Origin of the sequence: Rhizobium sp. NZLR1 (genome assembly GCF_017357385.1) — a bacterium.
GTDB lineage: Bacteria > Pseudomonadota > Alphaproteobacteria > Rhizobiales > Rhizobiaceae > Rhizobium.
The window spans coordinates 3,905,785-3,932,273 of sequence record NZ_CP071632.1 but is presented as its reverse complement, the minus strand read 5'-3'; the positions used below and the strand labels follow the sequence as shown (position 1 = coordinate 3,932,273).

General features: G+C 61.6%; 22 protein-coding genes. 13 read left to right on the top strand and 9 right to left on the bottom strand.

The features are described 5' to 3' along the window. The first annotated feature begins 138 nt into the window (after positions 1 to 138). Positions 139 to 1,245 (top strand): TRAP transporter substrate-binding protein, encoded by a 1,107-nt coding sequence (locus J3O30_RS19350; RefSeq protein WP_207581813.1) that lies wholly within the window; start codon positions 139 to 141, stop codon positions 1,243 to 1,245. A gap of 91 nt (positions 1,246 to 1,336) precedes the next feature. Here the strand turns inward: J3O30_RS19350 and J3O30_RS19345 are convergent, their stop codons facing one another. Then, positions 1,337 to 2,824 carry a TRAP transporter large permease subunit gene (locus tag J3O30_RS19345; RefSeq protein WP_207581812.1) on the bottom strand — a complete coding sequence of 496 codons (1,488 nt, stop codon included), beginning with the start codon at positions 2,822 to 2,824 and terminating at the stop codon, positions 1,337 to 1,339. 21 nt (positions 2,825 to 2,845) lie between these two features. Beyond that, complete coding sequence (locus J3O30_RS19340) at positions 2,846 to 3,385, bottom strand: TRAP transporter small permease subunit (protein WP_207581811.1); 540 nt, start codon at positions 3,383 to 3,385, stop codon at positions 2,846 to 2,848. A gap of 327 nt (positions 3,386 to 3,712) precedes the next feature. Here J3O30_RS19340 and J3O30_RS19335 point away from each other — a divergent pair, with 327 nt between their 5' ends. The 6 genes from J3O30_RS19335 (at position 3,713) to J3O30_RS19310 (ending at position 10,636) form a co-directional block, all read left to right on the top strand. Continuing rightward, on the top strand, positions 3,713 to 6,016 hold the full coding sequence (locus J3O30_RS19335) for an EAL domain-containing protein (protein WP_207581810.1): 2,304 nt from the start codon (positions 3,713 to 3,715) through the stop codon (positions 6,014 to 6,016). Between the two features lie 143 nt (positions 6,017 to 6,159). Then, a complete protein-coding gene (locus J3O30_RS19330; protein WP_207581809.1) occupies positions 6,160 to 6,912 on the top strand; it encodes a hypothetical protein in 753 nt (250 codons plus the stop codon). A 339-nt stretch (positions 6,913 to 7,251) separates the two neighbouring features. Next, complete coding sequence (locus J3O30_RS19325) at positions 7,252 to 7,476, top strand: aa3-type cytochrome c oxidase subunit IV (protein WP_007631760.1); 225 nt, start codon at positions 7,252 to 7,254, stop codon at positions 7,474 to 7,476. 208 nt (positions 7,477 to 7,684) lie between these two features. Further along, complete coding sequence (locus J3O30_RS19320; RefSeq protein ID WP_207581808.1) at positions 7,685 to 8,833, top strand: Re/Si-specific NAD(P)(+) transhydrogenase subunit alpha; 1,149 nt, start codon at positions 7,685 to 7,687, stop codon at positions 8,831 to 8,833. After that, positions 8,833 to 9,231, top strand: a complete 399-nt coding sequence (locus tag J3O30_RS19315) for a proton-translocating transhydrogenase family protein (protein WP_007631757.1) — start codon at positions 8,833 to 8,835, stop codon at positions 9,229 to 9,231. The genes J3O30_RS19320 and J3O30_RS19315 overlap by 1 nt, the downstream gene beginning before the upstream one ends. A 7-nt stretch (positions 9,232 to 9,238) precedes the next feature. Next, positions 9,239 to 10,636 carry an NAD(P)(+) transhydrogenase (Re/Si-specific) subunit beta gene (locus J3O30_RS19310; protein ID WP_207581807.1) on the top strand — a complete coding sequence of 466 codons (1,398 nt, stop codon included), beginning with the start codon at positions 9,239 to 9,241 and terminating at the stop codon, positions 10,634 to 10,636. A gap of 39 nt (positions 10,637 to 10,675) precedes the next feature. Here the strand turns inward: J3O30_RS19310 and J3O30_RS19305 are convergent, their stop codons facing one another. From J3O30_RS19305 to rpsU, 4 genes are all read right to left on the bottom strand, one after another. After that, positions 10,676 to 11,158: a DUF992 domain-containing protein gene (locus J3O30_RS19305; RefSeq protein ID WP_207581806.1), complete on the bottom strand. Its 483-nt coding sequence runs from the start codon at positions 11,156 to 11,158 to the stop codon at positions 10,676 to 10,678. 59 nt (positions 11,159 to 11,217) lie between these two features. Beyond that, the gene (locus J3O30_RS19300) at positions 11,218 to 12,870 is read right to left on the bottom strand and encodes a sensor histidine kinase (RefSeq protein WP_207581805.1); all 1,653 of its coding nucleotides are present in this window, start codon (positions 12,868 to 12,870) and stop codon (positions 11,218 to 11,220) included. Positions 12,871 to 13,105: 235 nt separating this feature from the next. Then, entirely contained in the window at positions 13,106 to 13,972 is an 867-nt protein-coding gene (locus J3O30_RS19295; RefSeq protein ID WP_207581804.1) for a tetratricopeptide repeat protein, read from the bottom strand. Between the two features lie 135 nt (positions 13,973 to 14,107). Further along, positions 14,108 to 14,320: a 30S ribosomal protein S21 gene (rpsU, locus tag J3O30_RS19290; RefSeq protein ID WP_207581803.1), complete on the bottom strand. Its 213-nt coding sequence runs from the start codon at positions 14,318 to 14,320 to the stop codon at positions 14,108 to 14,110. 357 nt (positions 14,321 to 14,677) lie between these two features. Between rpsU and J3O30_RS19285 the strand changes: the two genes are divergently transcribed. Next, complete coding sequence (locus J3O30_RS19285; RefSeq protein WP_207584376.1) at positions 14,678 to 16,849, top strand: adenylate/guanylate cyclase domain-containing protein; 2,172 nt, start codon at positions 14,678 to 14,680, stop codon at positions 16,847 to 16,849. A gap of 5 nt (positions 16,850 to 16,854) precedes the next feature. On the opposite strand, the gene J3O30_RS19280 is transcribed toward J3O30_RS19285, so the two are convergent. Continuing rightward, positions 16,855 to 17,889, bottom strand: a complete 1,035-nt coding sequence (locus J3O30_RS19280; RefSeq protein WP_207581802.1) for a FecR domain-containing protein — start codon at positions 17,887 to 17,889, stop codon at positions 16,855 to 16,857. A gap of 298 nt (positions 17,890 to 18,187) precedes the next feature. On the opposite strand from J3O30_RS19280, the gene J3O30_RS19275 reads away from it, so the two are divergent. The 5 genes from J3O30_RS19275 to J3O30_RS19255 all read left to right on the top strand — a co-directional run bounded on the left by J3O30_RS19275 (position 18,188) and on the right by J3O30_RS19255 (position 23,905). Then, positions 18,188 to 19,441 (top strand): sarcosine oxidase subunit beta family protein, encoded by a 1,254-nt coding sequence (locus J3O30_RS19275; RefSeq protein ID WP_207581801.1) that lies wholly within the window; start codon positions 18,188 to 18,190, stop codon positions 19,439 to 19,441. A 145-nt stretch (positions 19,442 to 19,586) separates the two neighbouring features. Continuing rightward, positions 19,587 to 19,928 carry a sarcosine oxidase subunit delta gene (locus J3O30_RS19270; protein ID WP_207581800.1) on the top strand — a complete coding sequence of 114 codons (342 nt, stop codon included), beginning with the start codon at positions 19,587 to 19,589 and terminating at the stop codon, positions 19,926 to 19,928. After that, positions 19,925 to 22,918: a sarcosine oxidase subunit alpha gene (locus tag J3O30_RS19265; RefSeq protein WP_207581799.1), complete on the top strand. Its 2,994-nt coding sequence runs from the start codon at positions 19,925 to 19,927 to the stop codon at positions 22,916 to 22,918. The genes J3O30_RS19270 and J3O30_RS19265 overlap by 4 nt, the downstream gene beginning before the upstream one ends. Next, positions 22,911 to 23,459, top strand: coding sequence for a sarcosine oxidase subunit gamma (locus J3O30_RS19260; RefSeq protein ID WP_207581798.1), 549 nt, complete (start codon positions 22,911 to 22,913; stop codon positions 23,457 to 23,459). Before J3O30_RS19265 ends, J3O30_RS19260 begins: the two co-directional genes overlap by 8 nt. A gap of 47 nt (positions 23,460 to 23,506) precedes the next feature. Next, positions 23,507 to 23,905 (top strand): VOC family protein, encoded by a 399-nt coding sequence (locus J3O30_RS19255; protein ID WP_207581797.1) that lies wholly within the window; start codon positions 23,507 to 23,509, stop codon positions 23,903 to 23,905. Between the two features lie 15 nt (positions 23,906 to 23,920). On the opposite strand, the gene J3O30_RS19250 is transcribed toward J3O30_RS19255, so the two are convergent. Together J3O30_RS19250 and glgX are read right to left on the bottom strand one after the other, a co-directional pair. Further along, positions 23,921 to 24,409, bottom strand: coding sequence for a MaoC family dehydratase (locus tag J3O30_RS19250; protein WP_207581796.1), 489 nt, complete (start codon positions 24,407 to 24,409; stop codon positions 23,921 to 23,923). Between the two features lie 89 nt (positions 24,410 to 24,498). After that, entirely contained in the window at positions 24,499 to 26,478 is a 1,980-nt protein-coding gene (glgX, locus tag J3O30_RS19245; protein WP_207581795.1) for a glycogen debranching protein GlgX, read from the bottom strand. Positions 26,479 to 26,489 lie beyond the last annotated feature (11 nt).

Sequence of the window (26,489 nt, the reverse complement as noted above, 5' to 3'; positions counted from 1 at the left end):
CGTTGTCCTATTGCCGTCTTGATGCCAAAGGCTAACAGACTAACGCTTGAATCGCGGCTCTCGCCATGCTTAGCTTCCCCTCGCTGCGGATAGGGGTGAAGATTGCCCGCGCAGTGCCATCTATACGGGAGGTTTTTGATGGATCGTCGTTCGTTTTTCAAGAAGGCGGGAACCGCCGGTGCCGGCGCGGTGGCCGCAACGGCATTGGCCGCGCCTGCGATCGCGCAGGAGAATCCGAAGATTGCGTGGCGCATGACGTCGTCGTTTCCGAAGAGCTTGGATACGATCTATGGCGGCGCCGAGGATATCGCCAAACATGTCGCCGCGGCGACAGACGGCAATTTCACGATCCAGCCTTTTGCTGCCGGTGAAATCGTGCCCGGCCTGCAGGCCGTCGATGCGGTTGCCGCCGGTACGGTCGAGGCTGCCCATACGACCTCCTATTATTTCGTCGGCAAGGACCCGACCTATGCCATCGGAACAGCCATTCCGTTTGGCCTGAACAGCCGCCTGACCAATGCCTGGTATTACGAGGGCAACGGCAATAAGCTGATGAATGAATTTTATGCCACACAGGGTATGTATGCGCTGCCGGCCGGCAATACCGGTGCGCAAATGGGCGGCTGGTTCCGCAAGGAAATCAATACGCTAGATGATCTCAAGGGCGTCAAGATGCGCATCGCCGGCCTTGCCGGCCGCGTCATGGAGAAGGTCGGCGTCATCCCGCAGCAAATTGCCGGCGGCGACATCTATCCGGCGCTGGAAAAAGGCACGATCGATGCGGCGGAATTCGTCGGTCCCTATGACGATCTGAAGCTCGGCTTCCACAAGGTGGCGAAGTATTATTATTATCCCGGCTGGTGGGAGGGCGGCCCGACGGTGCATGGATTCTTCAATCTCGAAAAATGGAGCAATCTGCCGAAGCATTATCAGGCGGCGCTGACCGATGCCTGCGCTTTCGCCAACACCAACATGCTGGCGAAATACGACACGAAGAACCCGACCGCGCTGAAGCAGCTCGTTGCCGAAGGCGCGACGCTGCGCCCGTTCAGCCAGGAAATCATGGAAGCCTGCTTTCAGGCGGCAATTGGCATCTACAGCGAAATCTCGGGCACCAACCAGTATTTCAAGAAGATCTACGACGACCAGACCGCCTTCAAACGCGACGCCTATCTCTGGATGCAGCTTTCGGAATACACTTTCGATACGTTCATGATGATCCAGCAGCGGGCCGGAAAGCTCTGAGAGCTTCCATCGGCGCATTACACGAACGCATACCAAAACCCCGGATCACGCTTGGTCCGGGGTTTTGTTTTGGCTCTGTTACTTGGTGGGGTTATTTGGCGGGTAGAGGCGGTGCTTGCGGCAGGCCGAGTGGCGGCAGGGTCAGGCCGGGGATCTGCGGCGAGCCATTGCCGCCGCCCAGCGGCGGCAGGCCGAGCTGGCCGCCGAAGCCCGGGACTTCGATCTTGATCGAGTTCGGGTCGACCTTCGGACCGTGATCCAGCCAATAGGTTACCGATTGCGGCCAGAAGATCACGATCGCCACCAGGATCAGCTGCATGCCGACCCAGGGAAGGGCGCCGATATAGATATCGGAGGTCTTGACGTCCTTGCCGGCGATCGAGCGCAGGTAGAAGAGCGCGAAGCCGAACGGCGGATGCATGAAGCTCGTCTGCATGTTGACGCAGATCAGCACGCCGAACCAGATCAGATCGATGCCGAGACTGGAGGCGACGGGGGCGAGCATCGGGATGACGATGAAGGCGATCTCGAAGAAATCGAGGAAGAAGGCGAGCACGAAGATGAAGATGTTGACGAAGATCAGAAAACCGACCGGGCCGCCGGGAATGCCCGACAGCATATGCTCGATCCAGCGCGAGCCGTCCATGCCCTGAAACACCAGGCTGAAACAGGTGGAGCCGATCAGGATCATCACCACCATGGATGTGATGTGCGTGGTCGATGCCATCGCCTCGCGGATCAGCGGCCAGGTGAGGCGGCGATGCAAGGCGGCGAGCGCCATGGCGCCGACGACGCCAAGCGCGCCTGCTTCCGTCGGTGTCGCAAGGCCCATGAAGATCGTGCCGAGCACCAGGAAGATCAGCACGATCGAGGGCACCATGCCCATCAGCACCTTGATGAGCAGTGCCCAGTTGAAATCGCCGCGCACCTCTTTCGGCAGCGGCGGCATCGATTTCGGCCGGATGATCGACATCACCAGGATGAAGAGCACGAAGATCGTCACCTGCAGGATCGAAGGGCCGATCGCGCCCAGATACATATCGCCGACCGACCTGCCGAGCTGATCGGCAAGAACGACGAGCACGAGCGAGGGCGGGATGACCTGGGTGATCGTGCCCGAGGCGGCGATGACGCCGGTGGCAAGGCGTGGGTTGTAGCCGTAGCGCAGCATGATCGGCAGCGAGATCACCCCCATGGTGATGACGGAGGCGGCCACCGTGCCGGTGATTGCGCCGAGCACCGCGCCAACGAGGATGACGGCATAGGCGAGGCCGCCGGGTATGCCACCGAAGAGTTTGCCAGTGCCTTCGAGCAGGTCTTCGGCCAGCCCGCAGCGCTCCAGCACCGCACCCATGAAAGTGAAGAAGGGGATGGCGAGCAGGAGGTCGTTGGAAATGATGCCGAAGAAGCGCAGCGGCAGCGCCTGCAGAAAGACTTCGCCAAAATGGCCGGTGACGATGCCGATGATGCCGAACAACAGGCCGACGGCGGCAAGCGAAAAAGCGACCGGGAAGCCGTAGAGCATGAAGATGACCATGCCCAGGAACATCGCCGGCGGGATGATACCGAAATCAAACAAATGTGTTTCTCCCAGCCCGCGTTACTGCAGCGGCTTTTCGTAGGTCATGTCGATGCTGATATGGCCGGTAATGGCTGCGATCCGCTTGATCAGTTCGGAAACGCCCTGAAGGGAAAGCAGCGCGAAACCGGCGACGAGCACCAGCTTGACGGGCCAGCGGATCAGCCCGCCGGCATTGCCCGAGATTTCTCCCTGTTGGTAAGAAAGCGCAAAGAAGGGCCAGCAGACCCAGGTGAGGAAGACGCAGACGGGGATGAGGAAGAGGATCAGGCCGACGATGTCGATCCAGATCTTCGCCTTGTCGGAAACCGAACCATAGATCAGATCGACGCGGACATGCTCGTTGTTGCGCAGCGCATGCGAGGCGCCGAGCATGACGACGAAGGCGAAGAGATACCATTGAATCTCAAGCCAGCCGTTCGAACTGTAGTTGAAGGCATAACGGACGATGGCGTTTCCGGCGCTGATCAGACAGCAGAGCAGCACCATATATTCGGAAATTTTGCCCATGACGCGGCTGACCCGGTCGATCAGCCGACTGGCGGCCAGGAATACCGACATTCGCCTCCCCTTGTTCTTGTCCTGCCGGTTTTCCAGCAGTTTTCCCTCTTGCAATCGATGTAGACCACGGCCTTTGAAATTGGAAGGATAAATGCCTGGCGTTGGAGTATAGTCTTAGATGCGCCGGTTGGCCGATATGACCGCCGAATATTTCAACAACCCAGGCGTGGACGAATATTTCAATAATCTCGCCATAAGGCTGCAATAACGCGCGTAGGCTGTGCTGTTCATCCTGTGGTTTTAGAAAATTTGACCAAATGTTTGATTCCATTGAAATCAATTTTTAAAGGGTTGGGCTTAGAATTCCCGCGCACAGGGAAAGTGTGGATGAAGCCAGATAACCCGAACAGGGTCCCTTTAGATGTCTATCTGTCGTTTGTGAGTTCCCTGTCCGGGAACCGCATGACGCTTTTTGTTGGCGTGATCGTGCATATTGCTACGTGCCTTGCCGTGGCCGCCAAAACGCAATCCTCCGTCTATATTCCGCTGTCGGTTGCCTTTCTTCTGGTTTTCAGCGTTCGCATGGCCATCTTCCGACGGTTCGATCGTGTCGACAAGGAGAGCTTGTCGCATGCCGGAATCGAGCGCTGGGAGCGGATTCTGGTCGCCAGTGGGGCTTGCACCACCGCCCTGCTTGGCTTTGCCAGCGGCTACGCCATCTTCGTCGTGCACGATTCCTTTGCCGAACTTGCCTGCATTTCCGTCACCATGGCGACCATGGTTTCCGTCGTCGGCCGCAACTACGGCTCACGCTTCGCAGTCGATCTCCAGACGTTCTTCTGCTGCCTGCCGATGATCGTCTGCAGCCTGCTGGCTATGGATTTATATCGCGGCCTGCTGTCGATCTTCCTCATTCCCTTCTGGCTGACGACGCGAGCCATGGCGAACGGTGTGCGCGAGTTCCTTTATGAGAATGTCATCGCGCGCCGGGAAATCACCATCATCGCCGACCGCTTCGATACAGCGCTCAACAACATGCCGCATGGCCTGGTCATGGTCGATGCCGAAAACCGTATCCAGGTCGTCAATCGCAAGGCCTGCGAGCTTCTGAAGATAGGCGCGCCGGAGCGGCTGAAGGACCGCGACCTCGGCGCCGTCCTGCGTTACGGCGCGCGCTACAGTTTCATGGACGCCTCGCAGCCGGAGCTCATCCTGCGCCAGCTCACCCAGGTCGCCGAAGGCAACCTGTCGCGCACCCTCATTCATTTTCCCGAGGGCCTGTCTCTGGAATTCTCTGCCAGCCGAAGGGCTGACGGCGGCGCCGTACTGATTTTCGAGGACGTTTCGAGCCGCGTGAAGGCGGAGCAGAAGATCATGCACATGGTCCGCTTCGATGCGCTGACCGGCCTGCCGAACCGGGAATATTTCGGGCAGCTGGTGCAGGACTATCTCGCCAAACATCAAAGGAAGTCCGGGCCGCTCGGCTTCATGGTTCTCGATATCGACGAATTCAAACATGTCAACGACATGCGCGGCCATATCACCGGCGATCATCTGCTCTGCGCTATCGCCGCACGCGTCAAGCAGGCCTCCGGCAACGCCATTCTCGGCCGGCTGATGGGCGACCAGTTCATCCTGTTCTTCCCGCACGCGAAGGACCCGGCCTTGCTCGACGTCGAGATCCGCCGCGTGCACGCCGCGATCCAGGGTCATTACGAGGTCGATGAGCTGACCTTCCTCGTCTCGCTCAGCGCCGGCTACGCGATCCTCGAAAGTACCGCGTTCGCGATGGACGAATGGAGCGTCAAGGCGGATCTTGCCCTGTTCGAAAGCAAGTCGCGCTTCAAGGGCGGCATATCAGGCTTCGAGCGGGAGATGGATGGCCGCTATATCGAGCAGCAGAAGCTGAAGGCGGATCTGCGCGATGCGGTTTCGGCGCAGGCGCTGCATCTCGTCTTCCAGCCGATGTTCCGGGCCGATGGTTCGCGGATCGAATGCGCCGAGGCGTTGGCGCGCTGGGTGCATCCGGAGAAGGGCTTGATCCCGCCCGATGTCTTCATCCGGCTCGCCGAGGATATGGGCATCATCTCGGACATCACCCGCTTCGTCCTGTTCAAGGCATGCAGCGAATGCATGAACTGGCCGGACCATATTGCCGTCTCGGTCAACCTTTCGGCGCGGGACCTCAGGGATGCCGACATTCTCCAGGTCGTCGCCGATGCGCTTGCCCATTCCGGCCTCGATTCGGCGCGGCTGCATCTCGAGGTCACCGAAAGCTGCCTGATCGACGAGCCGGCGGCGGTGCGCGCCATTCTGGCGGAGCTCAGGGCCCGCGGCATCACCATCGCGATCGATGATTTCGGGACTGGCTTCTCCAGCCTCAGCTATCTCGACACGCTGCCGCTTGATATCGTCAAGATCGACCGCTCCTTCGTCCGCAACATCGTCGAGGATAACCGCCGCCACAAGCTCCTGCGCGGTACGGTCCATCTCGCCCGCGAACTGGGGCTGAAGATCGTCATCGAGGGGGTCGAGACCGAAGAGCAGCTCGCTCTGCTCAACAAGCACCGCAGCACTGATCTGGTGCAAGGCTATGTTTTCTCTCAGCCGGTGCCTTCCCAGAATATCCCGCTATTGCAGCAGGGCATCGGCCGCCGCCCCGTTCAGCGTCGGCGCAACAAGGTCGCCTGAGCGCTCTGCTACGGCCGCTTTTCCGCTGACAATCCTCCGCGCCGTTAACCTTAATACTTTATAAACGGCCCGAATTATCGGATTTTCTTGCCTAAATCTCGCCGGCATATGATTAATGATCCGTTAACGAGCGGATCGAGAAAATGTCAGAGACACTGTTCAAGCGTAGCGATTTCAGCGCGAAAATTTTGGAAGTTTTGGATCATGTCGAGTATCGCCGCGTCGAAAGCAGCGAAGACATGGAGCAGGTGGAACGCCTGCGCTACAAGGCCTACAAGGCCCACGACGCGCTGTCGCTTGCCCCGGGAGGCCTATTGGATGATGTCGATTTCGACAGCCATGCCTATATCTTCGGCCTGTATTATTATGGGGAATTGGTCAGCACCATCCGGGTTCATTATGTGACACCCGAGCACCGTATCAGTCGGTCCGGAGAGGCCTTTCCCGAGGCGATGGATGAGCTTTTGGACGCCGGGCTGACCTTGATCGACCCCGCGCGTTTCGCGGCCGATCCCGAGCTCACCGCCGATCTGCCCTGGGTTCCCTATCTGACGCTGCGGCCGACCATCGTTGCGGCAGCGTATTTCAGGGCGGACCGCGTTCTTCAGTCCGTCCGGCCCCCACATGCCGCCTTCTATAAGCGGGTTTTCTATGCCGATACCATTGTGCCGGGCCGACTGGCGGAGAGTTACGGGGTTGACGTGACGTTGATGGCGACGAATGTGATCGAGGTCGGGCGCAAGCTGTTGACGCGCTACCCCTTCTTCATCTCCAGCGCCAGCGAGCAACGCATGATGTTTTCGCGCAATCCCAACGACACATTGCCGCCGCTCACCATCATTCCGACGGCGCGCTTCGTGCCGCAAGGCGAACTCGGCACCGACCTGCCGCTCTGATTTCTTCTTCTCTCACCGGGCTAGCATCTGAGTGAGAACAATGAGGGCGGCAACAATATCCGCAGTCGTCGCCCCTCATGCTTTTGCCGCCTGGAAATAGCTGGTTTTGAAGCCTAAAGCGCGTCGTATCAAATTTGATTCATGCGACGCGCTTTAAGCCTTTGTTTTATGCATGTCGTTGTCCCGGAACCGCTGCACACTTCCCGGCGACATGCATTAGCTGCGGCATTCTCATGCATTGCGCTTTCGCCTGTCATTGTGTAATTCCTGCAGGCAGGGACTTCCCTCGCGGGGCGGGGGAATCAGGCAGCGCAGAGGCATTTCAGGGAGACGATATTTATGGCCGAACATCATACCGGACCGGTCGAGACCGGCGCGCCGATGGATTACAAGGAACATGAAAACACCTACGACATGTTCATTGCTGCCGCGAAATACGGCTCGATGCTTCTCATCTGCCTCCTGCTTGCGATGACCGCCGGTTTCTTCGGCGGCGCCGGCCTCCTTGGCGGCCTCTTCGTCTTCATCATTCTTCTCGCCATTGGCATCTTCCTGTTCCGCTGATCGCAGCAAGGGGAGGAGGGGCTTCTCCGAAACTTTGTGACTAAAGCGCGTCGCGATCTTTCAGATCCGCTCCACGCGCTTCAGGTCGTTATTTTTGCGCATGTCGTTATCGCAAAGCGCCGTATAGTTTTGCACGACGACATGCTTTAGGTGCTTGGCCCGCGCAGGAAAGCCTGCGGCGGTCCGGCTGACCCGGAGGAGGGGGCAGTTGGGCAATATCGTTTTCGTTGCAAGGGAAATTGTGGGCGAGGAGACGCGTGTCGCGGCCTCCGCCGAGACCGTGAAAAAAATGAAGAGTTTCGGCTTTGACGTTGTCGTCGAAGCCGGTGCCGGTGCGGCTTCGCGCATTCCGGACGGAGAGTTCGAGGCAGCTGGCGCCAGGATCGGCAGTTTTGCCGATGCTGCCTCGGCCGACGTCGTGCTGAAGGTGCGCCGCCCGAGCGAACACGAAATCGCAGGCTATAAAAGTGGCGCCGTGGTCATCGCCATCATGGATCCCTATGGCAATGACGAAGCCATCGCAGCTCTGGCAAGTGCCGGACTTTCGGCCTTCGCGATGGAGCTGATGCCGCGCATTACCCGCGCCCAGTCCATGGACGTGCTTTCATCCCAGGCCAATCTCGCCGGCTACCAGGCGGTCATCGAGGCGGCGGCGGTCTATGACCGCGCCATGCCGATGATGATGACGGCTGCCGGCACCGTGCCGGCCGCCAAGGTCTTCGTCATGGGCGCCGGCGTTGCGGGTCTTCAGGCGATTGCGACGGCGCGGCGCCTCGGCGCGGCGGTCTCGGCCACCGACGTCCGCCCGGCCGCCAAGGAGCAGGTTGCCTCGCTCGGCGCCAAGTTCATCGCTGTCGAGGACGAGGAGTTCAAGGCGGCGGAGACGGCCGGCGGCTATGCCAAGGAAATGTCCGCCGACTATCAGGCGAAGCAGGCCGCACTCGTGGCCGAACATATCGCCAAGCAGGATATCGTCATTACTACCGCGTTGATCCCGGGTCGCGCGGCGCCGCGGCTGGTTTCGCGCGCCATGCTCGCAGCAATGAAACCGGGCGCGATCGCCGTCGACCTCGCAGTCGAGCGCGGCGGCAATATCGAGGGCGTCGTTGCCGGCGAGATTGCCGATGTCGACGGCGTCAGGGTGATCGGTTTCGCCAACATGCCGGGCCGCGTTGCGGCCAGCGCCTCGGCGCTCTACGCCAAGAACCTCGCGACCTTCCTCGAGACCATGGTCAACAAGGAAAGCAGGAGCGTCGTCGTCAACCTCGACGATGAACTCGTCAAGGCGACGATGCTGACCTATGCCGGCGACGTGGTTCATCCCGCCTTCGGCGGCGCGAAGAAGGGAGATCTCTGATGGCCAGTGAAGCAATGGACAGAGCGCTGGAGCAGCTCGACCAGGCGGTGACTGCCGTCGTCACGGCAGCCGCCCACGCACCGGAAGCGGCAAGTGCTGCGACCGGCGGGGCAATCGATCCGTTCGTCTTTCAGCTGGCGATCTTCGTCTTGTCGATCTTTGTCGGTTACTACGTTGTGTGGTCGGTGACGCCGGCGCTGCATACGCCGCTGATGGCCGTCACCAATGCGATCTCCTCCGTCATCGTCGTCGGCGCGCTTCTGGCGGTCGGCATCTCCACAAGCGGACTTGCGACCGGCTTCGGCTTCGTCGCCCTCGTGCTCGTCTCGGTAAACATCTTCGGCGGCTTCCTCGTGACGCAGCGGATGCTCTCGATGTACCGCAAGAAGGACCGGTGAGGATCTGATGACCAATATCGCAGCTTTCCTCTATCTCGTCTCCGGCGTTCTCTTCATCCTGGCGTTGCGCGGCTTGTCGCATCCGGCCACCAGCCGTAAGGGCAATCTCTACGGCATGATCGGCATGGCGATCGCCATCCTGACGACGCTGGTGCTGGCCACGCCGAATTTCGGCGGCTTCGTGCTGATCGTCCTTGGACTTGCCATCGGCGGCAGCGTCGGCGCCTATATCGCCCGCACCATCGCCATGACCTCGATGCCGCAGCTCGTCGCCGGCTTCCATTCGCTGGTCGGTCTGGCCGCCGTGCTGGTCGCGGCTTCGGCGCTCTATACCCCTGCCTCCTTCGGTATCGGCGAGATCGGCTACATCCACACCGAAGCGCGGGTCGAAATGGCGCTCGGCGTGGCGATCGGGGCGCTGACCTTCACCGGTTCGATCATCGCCTTCCTGAAGCTCGACGGACGCATGTCCGGCAAGCCGATCCTGTTGCCCTACCGGCATGTGATCAATGCGAGCCTGCTCGTGCTGATCGTGCTCTTCATCATCGGGCTTGCCGCCACCGAGAGCCATTTCGACTTCTGGGCCGTGGTGGCGCTGTCGCTGGCGCTCGGCGTTCTGCTGATCGTGCCGATCGGCGGCGCCGATATGCCCGTCGTCGTTTCGATGCTCAATTCCTATTCGGGGTGGGCTGCGGCTGGCATCGGCTTCACGCTGGGCAATCTGGCGCTGATCATCACCGGCGCGCTCGTCGGTTCCTCCGGGGCGATCCTCTCCTACATCATGTGCAAGGGCATGAACCGCTCCTTCGTCTCGGTCATCCTCGGCGGTTTCGGCGGTGAGATGGCATCGGGCGGGCCCGACACATCGGACAAGACGGTCAAGCTCGGCTCGGCCGAGGATGCCGCCTATCTGATGGCGAATGCATCGAAGGTCATCATCGTGCCGGGCTATGGCATGGCGGTCGCCCAGGCCCAGCATGCGCTACGAGAACTCGCCGACAATCTCAAGAAGAACGGCGTCGAGGTGAAATATGCGATCCACCCGGTCGCGGGCCGCATGCCCGGTCATATGAACGTGCTGCTTGCCGAAGCGAATGTTCCCTATGATGAAGTCTTCGAGCTCGAGGACATCAACTCGGAATTCGCCCAGGCTGACGTCGCCTACGTCATCGGCGCCAACGACGTCACCAATCCGGCGGCGCGCGACGACAAGACCTCGCCGATCTACGGCATGCCGATCCTCGACGTCGACCGGGCAAAGACCTGCCTGTTCGTCAAGCGCTCGCTCGGTTCAGGCTATGCCGGCATCGACAATACGCTGTTCTACAAGGACGGGACGATGATGCTGCTCGGTGACGCGAAGAAGATGACCGAGGATATCAACAAGGCGATCGCGCATGGATGACGCAGATACAGCCGCTCAGCTCGAACGCGGCCGCTTCGCTCAGGTTTCACCCGGCACCAACGTTATCTTCTCGACGCCGATGGCGAGGTTCAGTCCTTCCTGGGCCTGAACATTCAGTGGCTGCAGCATGAAAGCCTTGTTGGTGCCGCCGGCGATCACCTTGGCGCCGCCGCCAGCTCCGATGCTCGCATCGGCGCCGACCCCGTAATATTCGCCGGCCAGCGCGAATTGCGGCATATCCGTGCCGGTCTTTGCCAGTACCTGCCAGATCATCACGGTCTTGCCGGTCTGGCCGAGATCGATGCCGAATTTCTCGATCTTGCCTGCGTAGACCGCCTTGGCGCCGCCTGATGCCGGGGTATAGGTGCAGATGAGGTTCTTCTGCGAGGTGACGATCAGACCTTGACCGCCATCCGATCCACAGATCAAACGGCCAAGCGCGACATAATTTTCCGCGCCCGCCGGGCTTGCCCAGGCAGCGGCCGCCAGAGCCACCGCTGTGATCATCGTTTGTTTGAACATGGTCTTTCTCCTTGGGAATGACCTGTTCGAAACGGGTAGAGGTGGCGAATGTTCCTAGCTTATTCCCGCTCCAGCGTGCCACGCTGTGCCGTCAGCACCCATAACAGGCCTTCGGGCCGAAAATCGACCTGCACCGTGCCGCGGAAGGCGGAGGCGGCATGGGCCTTGATAACGGTCGTGCCGAAGCCAGAGCGCGATGGCTCTACGACCGGCGGGCCGCCGCGCTCCTCCCAACTGAAGCGGAGCAGGGCATCCGGCTTGTCTTCCTCCGCGACATCGCGCCATTCGAAGCGGACACGGCCTTGCGGGACGGATAGCGCACCGTATTTCACCGAATTGGTGGCAAGTTCATGCAGGGCAAGACCAAGGTTCTGAACGGCATCCGGCTTCAGGATGAAATCTTTTCCTGTGATTTCGATCTGTTCGCGCGATTGCGGGAAGGCCTGCAGGTGGATGTCGACCACCCGCCGCAGCGACACGCCTCCCCATTGCTCGCTGGTCAGGAGCTCGATCGAACGCACCAGCCCCTCGAGGCGGTCGGCGACGGCGGCCTGGAAGGTCTCGACGCTGTCGGCTTGTTTGGCGAGCTGGCGCATCATTGCCTGGGCTAGCGTCAAAAGGTTCTTGGTGCGGTGGACAAGCTCGTGCATAACGAAGCGCAGCCGGTCCTCGTTTTGACTGCGATCGAAGGAGGCGTTCGACAGGGCGATCGCTACCTGGTTCGCCTCGATGACGCTGGTTTCGACCGGCGAGACGATATGGCCTTCGCCCATGCGGTTCGCCATTCCGGCAATATCGCGGATGGTGGTGCGCACCTGCCGTGCGACGGCATAGGCGCCGAGCACGGCGACCAGCAGAAGGGCCACGCCGCCGATGATGAGGAAACGCCAGGTGCTGAGGATCGACGCCTGAGCGATCGGTCCCCAGATCACCGTTTTCCACGACCAGCCGGGAATCCTGGCATAACCGAGCAGCATGTGTGGCAGGATCGCCTCGTCCTGGAAGACGCCGCGTGGAGCGGTGAACGCCGGCAGGATGCGCGGATCGAAGGGCGTGCCGGGTTCGAGATTGGCCGGGCCGGTGGCGGCGACCACGTGGCCGCTTTGATCGATGACAGCGGCCGACCAGCCGGGAGCAAGGCCCTCGGTTGTCACGAGCTTGCTCAGATCCTTGGCATCCTGGGTGATGATGAGGGCTGCGACGGGATCGTTCGCCCGCGGCAAGGTGACGTTATACACCCAGTCGCCGCTGATGCGGCCGCGAAAGACGTCGGAAGCCTCGATTCGGCCGGAGGTCATGACCGACTGGAGGGCGGTGATGTTCGCTACCTCGCCGAGTGGCGTGCCGAAGGCTCGGCGCGTGTTCAGGAGTTGCTGGCCGGTGCGGTCGACGGCGATGACGAACAGCGTATTGTCTCGGAGGGCGGTTTCCGTGCGCTCGTGGAAGGCGGCAAGATTACCGTTTTCGAGCTCCGGTGAGCTCGAAAGCAGCCGCAGCGTCGTCGCCATGTCCTGAAGCTGACGGTCGATGATCCGCGAAAGGGCGAGTGCATCCTGGGCCGTCTCGCGTCTCAGCGTCGAACGCTGGTTGTCTTCCAGCTGCAGCAGAAGCAGCGTCACAAAGGCGAAGATCGGCAGGGCGATCGCCACCGCCATGGCGACGAGGTAAGTGCCGATCGAGGCTTTGGGAAAGAACAGCGCGACGATCTTCATCTGTTGCGCCACATCTCATGCGCTGGCGAAAGACAACAGAGTTCGCGAGCGGTCAGGAAAGCAAAGATCCGCATCTCTCGCAAGCCGCCCTCAATAAGTTTCGAACACCCGATAGCAGGCTATCGAAGCAGCGCCATGTTAGGGGGAGCAAGAGCAGGTTGCAACATACTATGATATGTCATCGAGGACGACGAGCCCTGCGGCGGCCGATTTGCCCGCCGCCCAGCTGATGTCCTTAGCCGGCGGAAGCACCGACGCGGGCGAGACCGTCGCGAGCTGGCTGGTACTTCGGATCGAGGCCGACGGCGTGACGATAGGACCGGGTGGCCTTCGCCTTGTCGCCGCGGCGTTCGTAGACGAGCGCCTGGTTGGCCCAGGATTCGGCAATGTTGCCGTTAAGCTCGATCGCGTGGTTGAAATCGGCAAAGGCGTTGTCGTTGTCGTTCAGTGCGATGTAGGAAATGCCGCGGCCATTATAGGGCTCGGGCGAATTCGGCGCGAGCGAGATCGCCTTCGAGAAATCGTCGATCGCCTTATCCTGCTGATTGCGCTTCTGATAGATCAGGCCACGATTGTGATAGGCACGGCCATCGGTGGTGCCAAGCTGGATCGCCTTGTCGAAATCGTTGAAGGCCTGATCATCCTGGCCGGCCGTGCGGTAGACATTGCCGCGGCCGATATAGGCGACGTCATAGCTCGGATTGATCTGCAACGCGGCATTGTAATCGCCGATCGCCTGGGCCTGCTGACCCATGTTGCGATAGACGAGGGCACGATTGGCGTAGGCCTGGAAAAACCGTGGATTGATCTGCAGCGCCGTATTGAAATCATTCAGAGCCGGACGGAACTGGCCGGCGCGGCCATAGGCGGAGCCACGGACATTGTAGCCTTCGGGATCCTTGGGATTGGCGTTGATAACCGCCGTCAGCGAGGCGATATTCTCTTCCGAGCCCTGCGCCTTGTCGATGCGGATCACCGCATCCGAGGTATTGGTCGTCTCGCAGCCGGCGAGGGCGAACATTGCCGCTAGCGCCAAAGCGGGCAGGAATGCGGTTTTCTGCAAGCGCAAAGCGCGGGACGGATTGAAGGTGTTGACAGCCATTCGGGCTCGATTTCCCCATGCGGCATATCCGGTGCGCGGATATGCGATCTTCAGCGGCAAACTAAAAAAGGCGGCGGCGAACCCATCGCCCCCGCCACAATGCATCTGAAAACGTCGAAAAAACGACGGCAACGCTCAGTGTGCGACCAGACCTTCGCGCTGGGCGCGCTTACGGGCCAGCTTGCGAACGCGACGAACAGCCTCGGCCTTTTCGCGAGCACGCTTCTGCGACGGCTTCTCGTAGTAGTCACGCATCTTCATTTCGCGGAAAACGCCTTCGCGCTGCATCTTCTTCTTGAGAACGCGGAGAGCCTGATCAACATTGTTATCGCGGACAAGTACCTGCACGAGAATCACGTTCCTTTGGTTGGTTGATGCCGGCGGCGGCGCAGCGCCAGGGGCAAAAATATAACGTTCGCGCGGCCGCAGCCTTGCGATTGGTCATGCCAGATAGCAGATCGGGTTTAGGAAGTCCAGATGGATATGGGAAGCGGGGTGGAAAAATCCCGCTTGCCCTATCAGGTCAAGATCCGGCTCTGGCGCGACTTCGTCCAGCGCGGCGATCTCCTCCATGAGAGCGGTCCTGGCCCGGAGGCGATCGTTTACCCGGATGCATGCGCGAATGGCATTTGGACCGAAAGCGGCGTAGCCTATCGGCAGGTGCGAGCCGTTCTGCCGGCCGTCGAGGGAACACCCGGTGAGATCATGACGCGCGTCCAGCAAATCGGTGTCGCTATCGGCCTGGCGATCGTGGCTCTGCTGACGATCCTGCGGGCAGGCGATCCCGCGATTTTCAAGCTGATCCGCGGCGTGACTTTCGACGAATATCAGCGTCTGGTTCCGAGGACCTTCGAGCCGATGCCGGTCCGCGTGATCGACATCGACGAGGCCTCGTTACGGGAATTCGGTCAATGGCCATGGCCGCGGGACCGTTTGGCCCTGCTGGTGGACCGGCTTTCGCAGATGGGCGCTTCGGCCATCGCCTTCGATATTCTTTTCGCCGAGCCGGACCGGCTGTCGCCGCGCAATGTTGTCAGCGAGGTTGCAGGCGTCGATCCTTCCCTTGCCGAGAAACTGCCTGATAATGACGAAATATTCGCCCGCTCGATTGCCGGCAAGCCCGTCGTACTCGGCTTCGGCCTTTCCAACGAGGGCCATTATCGGCCGCCTGTGAAGGCGGGTTTCGCCTTCACAGGCGAAAGCCCTGTCTCGGCTCCTCCCTATCTCGGCGCCTCGACGCCGCTCAGGCCGCAATTGGAGGCCAATGCGGCGGGGCTCGGCCATATCAGCCTCAACCCCGGCAACCCCTCGCCGGTGGTGCGGGCGGTTCCGCTGTTCCTGACCGACGGCGAGCAGCTCTATCCAAATCTCGCCATCGAGGCCCTGCGCGTCGCCCAGGGGGCGTCGACCTATGTGCTATCAGGCGCGCCCGATCGCGCCGGCATTATGACATCGGCGAAGATCGGCGATTTCGTCGTGCCGCTGACGGCGGCGGGCGAACTCTGGCTTTATGTCAGCCCCGACCGGGCTGAGCGGTACATATCCGCCCGGCAGATGCTTGCGGCCGAAGGGGCTTCTCCCGAGGTCGCGGCTGCCATTAACGGCAGCATCGTCTTCGTCGGCACATCGGCGGCCGGGCTCCAGGACATCCGCGTCACGGCGCTCGGCGAGAACGTTCCTGGCGTTTCGCTGCATGCGCAGGCCGTCGAGCAGATCCTCTCCGGCCATTTCCTGTCGCGGCCCGACTGGGCGGACGGGCTGGAAATCCTTGTCATCGCGGTGCTCGGATGCCTTCTCGTCGTGGTGACGACCTTCGTCAGCCCGGCCGTCGCGCTGATCTGCGGCCTGTTGATTACGGCAATGGCGCTCGTGGCATCCTGGGTGTCGTTTCTTTATGCGGGGCTTCTTTTCGATCCGCTGGCGCCGATTGTCAGCGGATCAATCATCCATTTTGCCGCGACCTCATTCCGGATCCTGGTGATCGACCGGGAACGGCGGGCGGTGCGGCGCGCCTTCGGGCATTATCTTTCGCCATCGCTGCTCCATCGCATCGAGCATACCCGCGATGCATTGCGCCTCGGCGGCGACGACCGTGAACTGACGGTCATGTTCGTCGATGTCAGGAACTTCACCGAGATCAGCGAGCGGCTGGCACCGACGGATGTCGTCGCATTCCTGAACACGTTGCTCGATGCGCTGAGCCGCCATGTGGTGGCCAATGAAGGTACGCTCGACAAGTTCATCGGCGATTCGATCATGGCGTTCTGGAATGCGCCCATCGATGTGGCCGATCATCAAACCAAGGCGGTCCGCGCAGCGCTTGCCATGCGTGAAACCCTGGCCGAGTTGAACGCCGGCGACGCTTTCGGCTTCGGACCCGGACAACAGGTCGGGATCGGCATCGGCATCCACACCGGCCTCGCCTGCGTCGGCAATATGGGCGCCAAAACGCGCTTCAACTATTCGGCGGTCGGTGATGCCGTCAACGTCGCGGCGCGGCTGGAATCATGCTGCAAGGAAGTCGGCTTCGACATTCTGATATCCGACAGCACGGCAAGGTCGGTGCAGGGAATGGCGCTGATCGAGGCTGGCGCCATTCCGCTCAAAGGAAAGAGCATCCGAACGCAGATCCTTGCCGTTGTCGGCGACGAACGCGTTGCCACATCGGCCGAATTTTCAGCCCTTGTTGTCGCCCACCAGCAGCTGATGCAGGCCCTGCTTGCGCATTCGAAGAACACCCGCAAGCTTGTCGGCGCAGCAAAGCTCAGGGCGGCGGGGGTGATCGACGGCCTGGCGGAATTCTATCGGCGGGTATCCGGCAGGACCGATCATTTTCGCGAGGTGAGTGATCGGTTCGAGAAGAGCGCGGCCGACTGAACGGGTCAGCGGTTGCGATTGAAACCCCAGCCCCCGTCGTGATGCCGATCCCTGTCGTAATCGTGATCGCCATCGTGATTGCCATCGCGGTCGTGTCCTTGATGATCCTGGTCATTCCCGTGATGCTGGTCGTGGTTCCCGGGCCGGTCGTGATCATCATGACCATCATGCTTGTCGGGACGATCGGGCCTGTCATGATGCGGCCTGTCGTGATCTGGCCTGTCATGATCTGGCTTGTCGTGATGCGGCTTGTCCGGCTTGTTCGGCCGCTCCTTCTGCGGCTCGGCCTGCCTCTGCGGCGGATCCTGCCTTTTGGGAACTGGCGCAATCGCCGGCGGAGGCGGTTTTCTGTCTTTTCTTTCCGGCGCGGCTGACGCCATATTGCAGCCGCCGATCATGCCGATGCCGCCTGAAAGCCGCTGATTGCCGGAGAGAAAGGGGAGCGCGCGGGGATTTCCGAGCGTATCGAGAATGCTGGGATCGACCCGGCGTGCCGCCGACATATTGCCGTTCGGCTTGGCCACCACGCAATCGCAGCGTTGCTGCAACTGCCGGCAGCCGCCCGGGCCGCAAAACCGAGCCGCGCCATTCAACAGGACGACGGCGGTCGTGCCATCAGGGCCGACGTAGAAATCGAAAGCGGTGCCGCGCACCCCGATCGTGCCGGCGGGCGTCAGGATCTGGTAGGCTGAGGAGTTGGAACTGCCGCTCACCCAGCGGAACGTACCCTTTGCCGCTCTGATGGTCAGTTTCTTGACCGATTGGGAATCATCGAAGACATATTTGTCGATCACGACCGACGAGCCCCAGCCCACTGCGAGCTTCGTGCCGTCACGGAACAGGAACTGGCCAAGTCCCGATGGGGATGTCTTGATGCGTTCGTTGCGATGGACGCTGGTGTCGACTTCGATCGGGCCGCTCTCTCCCGTCACCTCCGTCTTGATGACGACAGCTTGGCCGACCGGCTCGGCGGCGAGTGCCGGTTGCGCGCCAACAACCACAATGCAAAACGCCTGGAGTAATGAACGCCGACCCCACATGATACAGGAACCCCGGAAACATAAGGTGAATTAACATTTTAGTAACTGGTTGTCTTCTCGCCCACTTGGGCTAGGACCGGGCGGCTGGCCGAGGAAAGGTCAGCTTTGCCTTATCCCGCCGAACGGCTTTCGCAAGCAGCGCACGATGTCGTCTGAAAACCGCGCCGTTTTCGGCATCATGTCGCTTAGTGTCAAAAGCAAAGCTCTCGCGCGTCGCAAAACAACCGTTGTGCCGCATTTGGATTTGCGATTTGTATGGGCGCGGAGAACAGCCCTTTCCTGAAGGAGAAGAAGGCGGATGCGGAAATATTCGGTTTTTGCCGTGGCGAGGGAGGCCCTTCGTGGCCACAAGGGCTGGGAGAAGCAGTGGACTTCGCCGGAGCCGCGCGCCGAATATGATGTCATCATCATCGGCGCCGGCGGCCACGGGCTGGGTGCTGCCTACTATCTCGCCAAGGAGCACGGCATCACCAATGTGGCGGTGATCGAGAAAGGCTGGCTCGGCGGCGGCAATACCGGGCGCAACACCACCATTATCCGCTCGAATTATCTCTACGAAGAGAGCATGCACATTTACGAGCATTCGATGAAGCTCTGGGAAGGGCTTTCCCAGGAGCTCAACTACAACGTGATGTATTCGCCGCGCGGCGTGATGATGCTCTCGCACAATATTCACGACCAGCAGTCGTTCAAGCGGCATATCCATGCCAACCGGCTCTACGGCATCGACAATGAATGGCTGACGCCGGAGCAGGCGAAGGCCTATTGTCCGCCGCTCGATATCTCGGCCAGCGCACGTTATCCGATCAACGGGGCAGCGCTGCAGCGGCGCGGCGGCACGGCGCGGCACGACGCGGTCGCCTGGGGTTATGCGCGCGCAGCCTCAGACCGCGGGGTGCACATCATCCAGAATTGCGAAGTGACCGGCATCCGCCGCGGCCCCGATGGGCGCGTGACCGGGGTCGAGACCTCGCGCGGCTTCATCGGCGCCAAGAAAGTCGCCGTGTCGGCGGCCGGCCATACGACGACAATCATGAAGATGGCCGATGTACGCGTGCCGCTGCAATCGAGCCCGCTGCAGGCCCTGGTCTCCGAGCCGTTGAAGCCGATCTTTCCGTGTGTCGTCATGTCGAACACGGTGCATGCCTATATCTCCCAGTCCGACAAGGGAGAGCTCGTCATCGGTGCCGGCACCGACCAGTATAATTCCTATTCACAGACCGGCGGCTTGCAGATCATCACCCACACGCTCGACGCCATCTGCGAGCTTTTCCCGATGTTCCGCCGCGTCAAGATGATGCGGCAATGGGGCGGCATCGTCGACAATACGCCGGATCGTTCGGCGATCCAGTCGAAGACGCCTGTTCCCGGGCTCTACGTCAATTGCGGCTGGGGAACCGGCGGGTTCAAAGCGACGCCGGGCTCGGCCAATCTCTTCGCGCATCTGATTGCTCGCGATGAGCCGCACAAATTCAATGCCGGGCTGACACTGGAGCGTTTCCGCAGTGGCCGGCTGATCGACGAGGCGGCGGCGGCGGCGGTGGCGCACTGATGACGAATATCATGACTGAGATTTTGTGGGGCGTGCCATCCTCGCTTCCCACTCGGATGCTCGCTCCTTTCGTCGCTCACCCCCTCATCCGCCTTTCAGGCACCTTCTTCCCGCTGGGGAGAAGGGGAGGAGAAGGAAATCACACATGCTGCTGATCCATTGCCCTTACTGTCAGGAAGAGCGCTCGGAGCTTGAGTTCCGCGGTGCCGGTGACGCGCATATCGTGCGGCCCGCCGATATCGCCTCGATCTCGGACGAGGAGTTCGAGGCCTATTTCTTTATGCGCGACAATCCGAAGGGGCTGATCTTCGAACGCTGGCGGCACATCCATGGCTGCGGGCGCTTCTTCAACGCGGCGCGCGATACGGTGAGCGACAAGTTCATCGTGACTTACAAGGCGGGTGAACCGAAGCCTGAGATCGGTGCGGCGGCCCAGCAGCATGCGCCTGTCGAGACATATGAAGCCGTGGAAGGAGAGGCGCAATGAGCGGCGTGAACCGTATCGTCGGCAAGGGGCGCCTGACACCGGCCAAAACAGCGCGCTTCAGCTTCGACGGCAAGACCTATACGGCGCTCGAAGGCGATACCGTCGCCTCGGCGCTGATCGCCAACGGTGTGCATCTCGTCGGCCGTTCGTTCAAATATCACCGGGCCCGCGGCATTCTGTCGGCAGGGGCCGAGGAGCCGAATGCGCTGATCGACGTTGCCCGCGATACGGCGCGCAAGCAGCCGAACGTGCGCGCCACCGTGCAGGAAGTTTTCGACGGCATGATCGTCACCTCGCAGAACCGTTGGCCGTCGCTTGCCTTCGACGTCGGCGCGGTCAACAACCTGATGTCGCCGTTCTTCGCCGCCGGTTTCTACTACAAGACCTTCATGTGGCCGCGTGCCGCCTGGAAACATGTCTACGAACCGATCATTCGTCGCGCCGCTGGTCTCGGCGTCGCGCCGACGGAAGAGGATCCCGATCATTATGCCAGCCGCTATGCCCATTGCGACGTGCTGGTGGTTGGCGCCGGCCTTGCCGGGCTTTCAGCGGCGCTGGCCGCTGCCGAGAGCGGCGCCAGGGTGATCCTGTGCGACGAGCAGGCGGAAGCGGGCGGGGCGTTGCGTTACGATACCGGCGTGACGATCGACGGACAGGACGGCAATAGCTGGGCGCAGAAGGCCGTGACTCGCCTGAAGGCTATGGACAATGTCGAAGTGCTGGTCCGCACGACCGCCTTCGGCTACTACAACCACAATTTCGTCGGTCTTGCCGAGCGCGTCACCGATCATATCGCCAAGCCTTCCCGCGATCTGCCGCGCGAGCGGTTATGGCAGGTCCGGGCCAAGCGGGTGATCCTGGCCACCGGCGCGATCGAGCGGCACATGGTATTTCCGAACAACGACCGGCCGGGCATCATGCTGGCCTCGGCGGGGCGGATGTATCTCAATCACTACGGCGTCGCCGTCGGGACCAAGGTCGGCATCTACACGGCGCATGATTCGGCCTATGAGGCCGCTTTCGATCTGAAACGATCCGGTGTGTCGATCGCCGCCATCGTCGATAGCAGGCAGGCGCCGGGAGCGGCGGTGCTGGAAGAGGCGCGAGCGCTCGGCATCGATGTTCTGGCCGGCCAGTCGGTCGTCAACACGTCGGGACGGCTGCGCATCTCATCGATGACGGTGGCGCGCAACGGCGGTGGTTCGCCGCGCAAGATCGCGGTCGATGCGCTGCTGGTTTCGGCCGGCTGGACGCCGTCGGTGCATATGTTTTCGCAGTCGCGCGGCAAAGTGGCCTTCGATGCCGAAAGCCAACGTTTCCTGCCCGGCTCCTATGCGCAGGACTGCCTCTCGGTCGGCGCCTGCAACGGCACCGACGACCTGCAGCGGACGATCGAAGAATCGCTTGCCGCCGGCGAGCTGATGGCGCAGGCCACCGGCGGAAGCAGCGGCGAGAAGATCGCAATTTCGGCCGAGCAGGCCTATGACTGGACAGGCGGCATGATCGGCGCTGCCGAAGGCGCCGGACCGAAGACCAATGCCAAGGCCTTCATCGATTTCCAGCACGACGTCTGCGCCAAGGATATCCGCCTTGCCGTGCGCGAGGGCATGCATTCGATCGAGCATATCAAGCGCTTCACGACCAACGGCATGGCCTCCGACCAGGGCAAGCTCTCCAACATGCACGGCCTGGCGATCGCCGCCGAAATGCTTGGCAAGGAAATCCCGCAAGTCGGGCTCACCACTTTCCGTGCGCCCTATACACCGGTCACCTACGGCACGCTGATCGGCCATTCGCGCGGAGAGCTGTTCGATCCGACGCGCAAGACGCCGCTGCACGACTGGGAAGAAGCCCACGGCGCGGTCTTCGAGGATGTCGGCAACTGGAAGCGCGCCTGGTTCTATCCGCGGGCGGGCGAGACCATGCATGAGGCGGTCGGCCGCGAATGCCGGACGGCACGCGAGGCGGCAGGCATCTTCGATGCCTCGACGCTCGGCAAGATCGAGGTGGTGGGGCCGGATGCGGCGAAGTTCCTCAACCTCATCTATACCAATGCCTGGGACACGCTGAAGCCCGGCAAGGCCCGCTACGGCATCATGACCCGCGAAGACGGCTTCGTTTATGACGACGGCGTCGTCGGACGGCTGGCAGACGACCGTTTCCATGTGACGACGACGACAGGCGGTGCGCCGCGCGTTCTCCATCACATGGAAGATTATCTGCAGACGGAATTCCCGGATCTGAAGGTATGGCTGACCTCGGTGACCGAGCAATGGGCTGTCATTGCCGTGCAGGGACCGAAGGCGCGCGACATCGTCGCGCCGCTGGTCGAGGGGCTCGATCTTTCGAACGAAGCCTTCCCGCATATGAGCGTTGCCGAGTGCACGGTCTGTGGCGTGCCAGCACGGCTTTTCCGCGTCTCCTTCACCGGTGAAACCGGCTTCGAAATCAACGTGCCGGCCGATTACGGCCAGTCGGTGCTCGAAGCGGTCTGGGCCAATGCCGAGCCGCTCGGCGTCTGCGTCTACGGCACCGAGACGATGCATGTGCTTCGCGCCGAGAAGGGTTACATCATCGTCGGCCAGGATACCGATGGGACCGTAACTCCCGATGACGCCGGACTTTCTTGGGCGGTCTCGAAGAAAAAGACGGATTTTGTCGGCATCCGCGGGCTGAAGCGGCCGGACCTAGTCAAGGATGGGCGCAAGCAGCTCGTCGGCCTTATCACCAACGACCCGAAGCTGGTGCTCGAAGAAGGCGCGCAGATTGTCGCAAGCCCGAACGAGCCGAAGCCGATGACCATGCTTGGTCACGTCACATCGGCCTACTGGTCGGATAATTGCGGCAGGTCGATCGCCTTCGCGCTCGTCGCCGGCGGCCGGGCGCGGATGGGCGAGACGCTCTATGTGCCGATGGCGGACCGGACGATCGCCGTCGAAGTGACGGATATGGTGTTCTTTGACAAGGAAGGAGGCCGCATCCATGGCTGATGTTGCAATTCGCAAACCGGCGCTTGCCGGCCGTCTCGGCGGTTCCGCAACGGTGCGGCTGACGACCGCACCCACTGCAAGCCGGGTGGCGCTGCGCGCCCCGGCGGAATCGCTTGCCGCGCTTTCCTCGGCGCTCGGTCTATCCGTGCCGACCGCCCCGAAAACATCGGTCCGGGCCGGCGCCCGATCGGTGCTCTGGATCGGGCCAGACGAATGGCTGGTGATCGACGAGGACGGCGCCGATCTGATGACAGTGCTTTCGCGCGTGGGCGCCGTGCATTCGGCGACCGACGTTTCTCACCGCAATCTCGCGATCATCGTCTCGGGGCCGGGTGCGGAAAAGACGCTTGCCGCCGGCTGCCCGCAAGATCTGTCGTTGTCTTCTTTTCCGGTCGGAGCCGCGTCGCGCACGATCCTCGGCAAGGCGGAGATCGTGCTTCTGCGCACGGAAGAAGACACGTTCCGGGTGGAGTGCTGGCGGTCGTTTTCGGATTTCGTCTTCGGGCTGCTCAACGAGGCGGCTCATGACGCCGGCCATTGAGCCCGTACGGATCCCGGCTTCGTAAGTCTCATTCAAGGGATAGGTGAATGCTGCACCATGCCTCCCTCGGCGTTTCCGATATCGAGCGGTCAGCGGCATTTTACGATGCCGCCCTTGGTGCCCTCGGCTATGTCAGGGTCTGGGATGACATGAGGCCGGGGCAGACGGGACAGGCGGTCGGCTACGGCCTTCCCGGCGGCGGAGACAAACTGGCGATCAAACATCGGCCGGATGGCCAGCGTCCGGCCGGCCCGGGTTTTCATCTGGCCTTTGCCGCCCCGAGCCGCCAGGCGGTCGATCAGTTCCATGTCGCGGCAATCGCACATGGCGGCGGTGACAATGGTGGTCCAGGCTTGCGCGCCCACTACGGCGAACACTATTATGCGGCGTTCGTGATGGATCCGGACGGGCACGCACTCGAAGCCGTCTGCAATTCGGCCGAGTAACAAGCCGCGTTTCGCTCAAACGTCCTCGGGACGGTCCTTGGGGTCGAATTGGATAATGGTGATCCATTTTGCCGTCAGCGCCGGCTTCTTCTCGTTTTCGATTTCGATCGAAACGTCATAGGTGGTCATCAGCATGCCGGCGCCGCGGAAGCGGGCGTCGGAAAGCAGGAAGCGACCACGGACGCGGGCGCCGCTTTTCACCGGCGTCATGAAGCGGACGCGATCGAAACCGTAATTGATGCCCATGGTCTGCTCGCGCACTTTCGGCAGGCAATTGTAGTTCAGCGTCGACAGCAGAGATAGCGTCAGGAAACCGTGGGCGATGGTGCCGCCGAAAGGGCTCTCCGCCGCCGCGCGCTCAGGATCCACATGAATGAACTGATGGTCGTCGGTTGCCCCTGCAAAAGCGTCGATCATCGTCTGGTCGACGGTGATCCAATCCGAAAGGCCCGTTTCCATGCCGATCAATCCCCGCACGTCGGAGAGTGAAATTTCCGTGACCATAAATTCCTCGTGAAACAAGCCGCCGGCCCAAGCCTTATCGTGCATTTGTGACGATTGCGACAAGGATTTGCGCAAGCGAGAGGCGGCGGTCAATTTTCTACGAAAAAGGCGACGGACCGCGGCTCGACGGTTGCGCGGTCGCCGATTTTCTTCGCGCCCTCCGGTGTCAACTGGCGCCAGCCCGGCTCGGCCCCGGACGGCAGCGTGAAAAATTGGCGATCCCCCGAACGGTTGAAAAGCACGGCAAGCCGGGTCTGCCTGCCGCGCAAGGAGCGGTCGCCGGTCGACAGCAGCATGCCGAGCGTGGAAAGCGACGGCGTCTCCCATTCGACAACCGTCATCGGCTCGCCGGAGAGCGAAATCCATTCGACATCGCCGTTTCCTGACAGCAATCCCGTTTCGGAGAAGGCGGTGAAGCGGCGACGCAGGCCTGCGACGAAGGCGGTATGGGCGACCAGACCTTCGTCCAGCGCCTTCCAATCCAGCCAGGTGATCTCGTTGTCCTGGCAAAAGGCGTTGTTGTTGCCGTGCTGGCTGCGGCCGCCCTCGTCGCCCGCCGTCAGCATGATGCTGCCGCGGGTGGCAAACAGCGTCGATATCAGCGCCGTCACATCGTCCCGGCGGCGCTTGCGGATCGTCGGATAGACGGTTTCTCCCTCGACGCCGCCATTCCACGAGTGGTTCTCGTTGTGGCCATCACGATTGTGTTCGCCATTGGCGTCATTGTGCTTTCCGGCGTAGGAGACGAGATCTGTCAGCGTGAAGCCGTCATGGGCGGCGAGGAAGTTGACGCTACGCGTCTGCCTGCCGTCGTTGCGGGAGAAGATGTCGGAGGAGCCGGCGAGTGCGGTCGCCAGCGCGCCGGTCTTCCAATCGTCGCCGCGCCAGTAGCAGCGCAGATCGTCACGAACACGATCGTTCCATTCGAGGAAGGAGCTGGGGAAATTGCCGAGCTGATAACCGCCCGGGCCGATATCCCAGGGTTCGGCAATCATGATGCGGTCGGCAAGCACTTTGTCGGCGAGGATCGCGGCAAGCGTTCCGCCGTCGCGCTCGAAGCCTGTCGCGGTGCGGCCGAGAACCGGGGCAAGATCGAAGCGAAAGCCATCGACGCCGGCGTTCAACACGAAATGGCGTAGGCTATCAATGATGAGACGCCGGACCTCTGGATGGTCGCAGGCGAGCGTATTGCCGGTACCGGTGTCGTTGACGAGCTCGTTAGGGCTGCTGTGGGCGTGGCGATAATAATGCAGGTTGTCGAGACCGCGCAGCGATAGCGTCGCGCCGTAACGGTCGCTCTCGCCGGTATGGTTGAAGACGAGATCGAGGATGACGGCGATGCCTTCGGCATGGAGGGCCGCGACCGTCTGGCGCAGCTCGGCCATGCCGCCGGGGGCGAGCCGCGGATCGAGCGCCATGAAGGCGACGGGATTGTAGCCCCAGCCATTGGTGAGGCCGAGCGGCGGCAGGTGGCGTTCGTCGATCCAGGCGGTTATCGGCATCAGCTCGACGGCATCGACACCGATCCGCTTCAGATGGGCGATGACGGAGGGATGGGCAAGGGCAGCGACCGTGCCGCGCTCGGCCTCCGGCACGTCGGGATGGAGAATGGTGAAGGGCCGTACCGCCACTTCATAAATAAAGCCGCCCGGTTTGAAGAGCGGCTTGCGGATTTCGGCAGGCGTATCGGTGGTGACGATCGCCTTCGGCATCAGATCCTGGCTATCCTCGCCATAGATGCCGAGGCGGGGATCGTAGCGGAACGGCCTATCGATTTCCTTGGCGTAGGGATCGATCAGCAGTTTGGAGGGATCGTACCAGAGGCCGTTGTCAGGGGCGTAGATACCGTCGGCACGATAGCCGTAGCGAGCCCCCGCCTTCAGCCCGTCGACAAAGAGACGGTGGGTGTAGTTGCTGTCGCGCGCCATCGGCAAGCGCGCGAACTCCCTGTTGCCGTCATCCTCGAAGAGGCAGAGTTCGATTTGTGCGGCATGATGCGACCACACGCCAAATTCGACGCCGGTCTCGAAGACGATCGCGCCGCTTTGCGCCGAACTGTTCCCCCGCATGTTCCCCCCGG

Bases quoted from the DNA above. Each gene is read 5' to 3' on its own strand.
- J3O30_RS19350 (WP_207581813.1), top strand. From the start codon at position 139: ATGGATCGTCGTTCGTTTTTCAAGAAGGCGGGAACCGCCGGTGCCGGC.
- J3O30_RS19340 (WP_207581811.1), bottom strand. From the start codon at position 3,385: ATGTCGGTATTCCTGGCCGCCAGTCGGCTGATCGACCGGGTCAGCCGC.
- J3O30_RS19335 (WP_207581810.1), top strand. From the start codon at position 3,713: ATGAAGCCAGATAACCCGAACAGGGTCCCTTTAGATGTCTATCTGTCG.
- J3O30_RS19330 (WP_207581809.1), top strand. From the start codon at position 6,160: ATGTCAGAGACACTGTTCAAGCGTAGCGATTTCAGCGCGAAAATTTTG.
- J3O30_RS19325 (WP_007631760.1), top strand. From the start codon at position 7,252: ATGGCCGAACATCATACCGGACCGGTCGAGACCGGCGCGCCGATGGAT.
- J3O30_RS19315 (WP_007631757.1), top strand. From the start codon at position 8,833: ATGGCCAGTGAAGCAATGGACAGAGCGCTGGAGCAGCTCGACCAGGCG.
- J3O30_RS19310 (WP_207581807.1), top strand. From the start codon at position 9,239: ATGACCAATATCGCAGCTTTCCTCTATCTCGTCTCCGGCGTTCTCTTC.
- J3O30_RS19305 (WP_207581806.1), bottom strand. From the start codon at position 11,158: ATGTTCAAACAAACGATGATCACAGCGGTGGCTCTGGCGGCCGCTGCC.
- J3O30_RS19300 (WP_207581805.1), bottom strand. From the start codon at position 12,870: ATGAAGATCGTCGCGCTGTTCTTTCCCAAAGCCTCGATCGGCACTTAC.
- J3O30_RS19295 (WP_207581804.1), bottom strand. From the start codon at position 13,972: ATGGCTGTCAACACCTTCAATCCGTCCCGCGCTTTGCGCTTGCAGAAA.
- J3O30_RS19285 (WP_207584376.1), top strand. From the start codon at position 14,678: ATGACGCGCGTCCAGCAAATCGGTGTCGCTATCGGCCTGGCGATCGTG.
- J3O30_RS19280 (WP_207581802.1), bottom strand. From the start codon at position 17,889: ATGTGGGGTCGGCGTTCATTACTCCAGGCGTTTTGCATTGTGGTTGTT.
- J3O30_RS19275 (WP_207581801.1), top strand. From the start codon at position 18,188: ATGCGGAAATATTCGGTTTTTGCCGTGGCGAGGGAGGCCCTTCGTGGC.
- J3O30_RS19270 (WP_207581800.1), top strand. From the start codon at position 19,587: ATGCTGCTGATCCATTGCCCTTACTGTCAGGAAGAGCGCTCGGAGCTT.
- J3O30_RS19265 (WP_207581799.1), top strand. From the start codon at position 19,925: ATGAGCGGCGTGAACCGTATCGTCGGCAAGGGGCGCCTGACACCGGCC.
- J3O30_RS19260 (WP_207581798.1), top strand. From the start codon at position 22,911: ATGGCTGATGTTGCAATTCGCAAACCGGCGCTTGCCGGCCGTCTCGGC.
- J3O30_RS19255 (WP_207581797.1), top strand. From the start codon at position 23,507: ATGCTGCACCATGCCTCCCTCGGCGTTTCCGATATCGAGCGGTCAGCG.
- J3O30_RS19250 (WP_207581796.1), bottom strand. From the start codon at position 24,409: ATGGTCACGGAAATTTCACTCTCCGACGTGCGGGGATTGATCGGCATG.
- glgX (WP_207581795.1), bottom strand. From the start codon at position 26,478: ATGCGGGGGAACAGTTCGGCGCAAAGCGGCGCGATCGTCTTCGAGACC.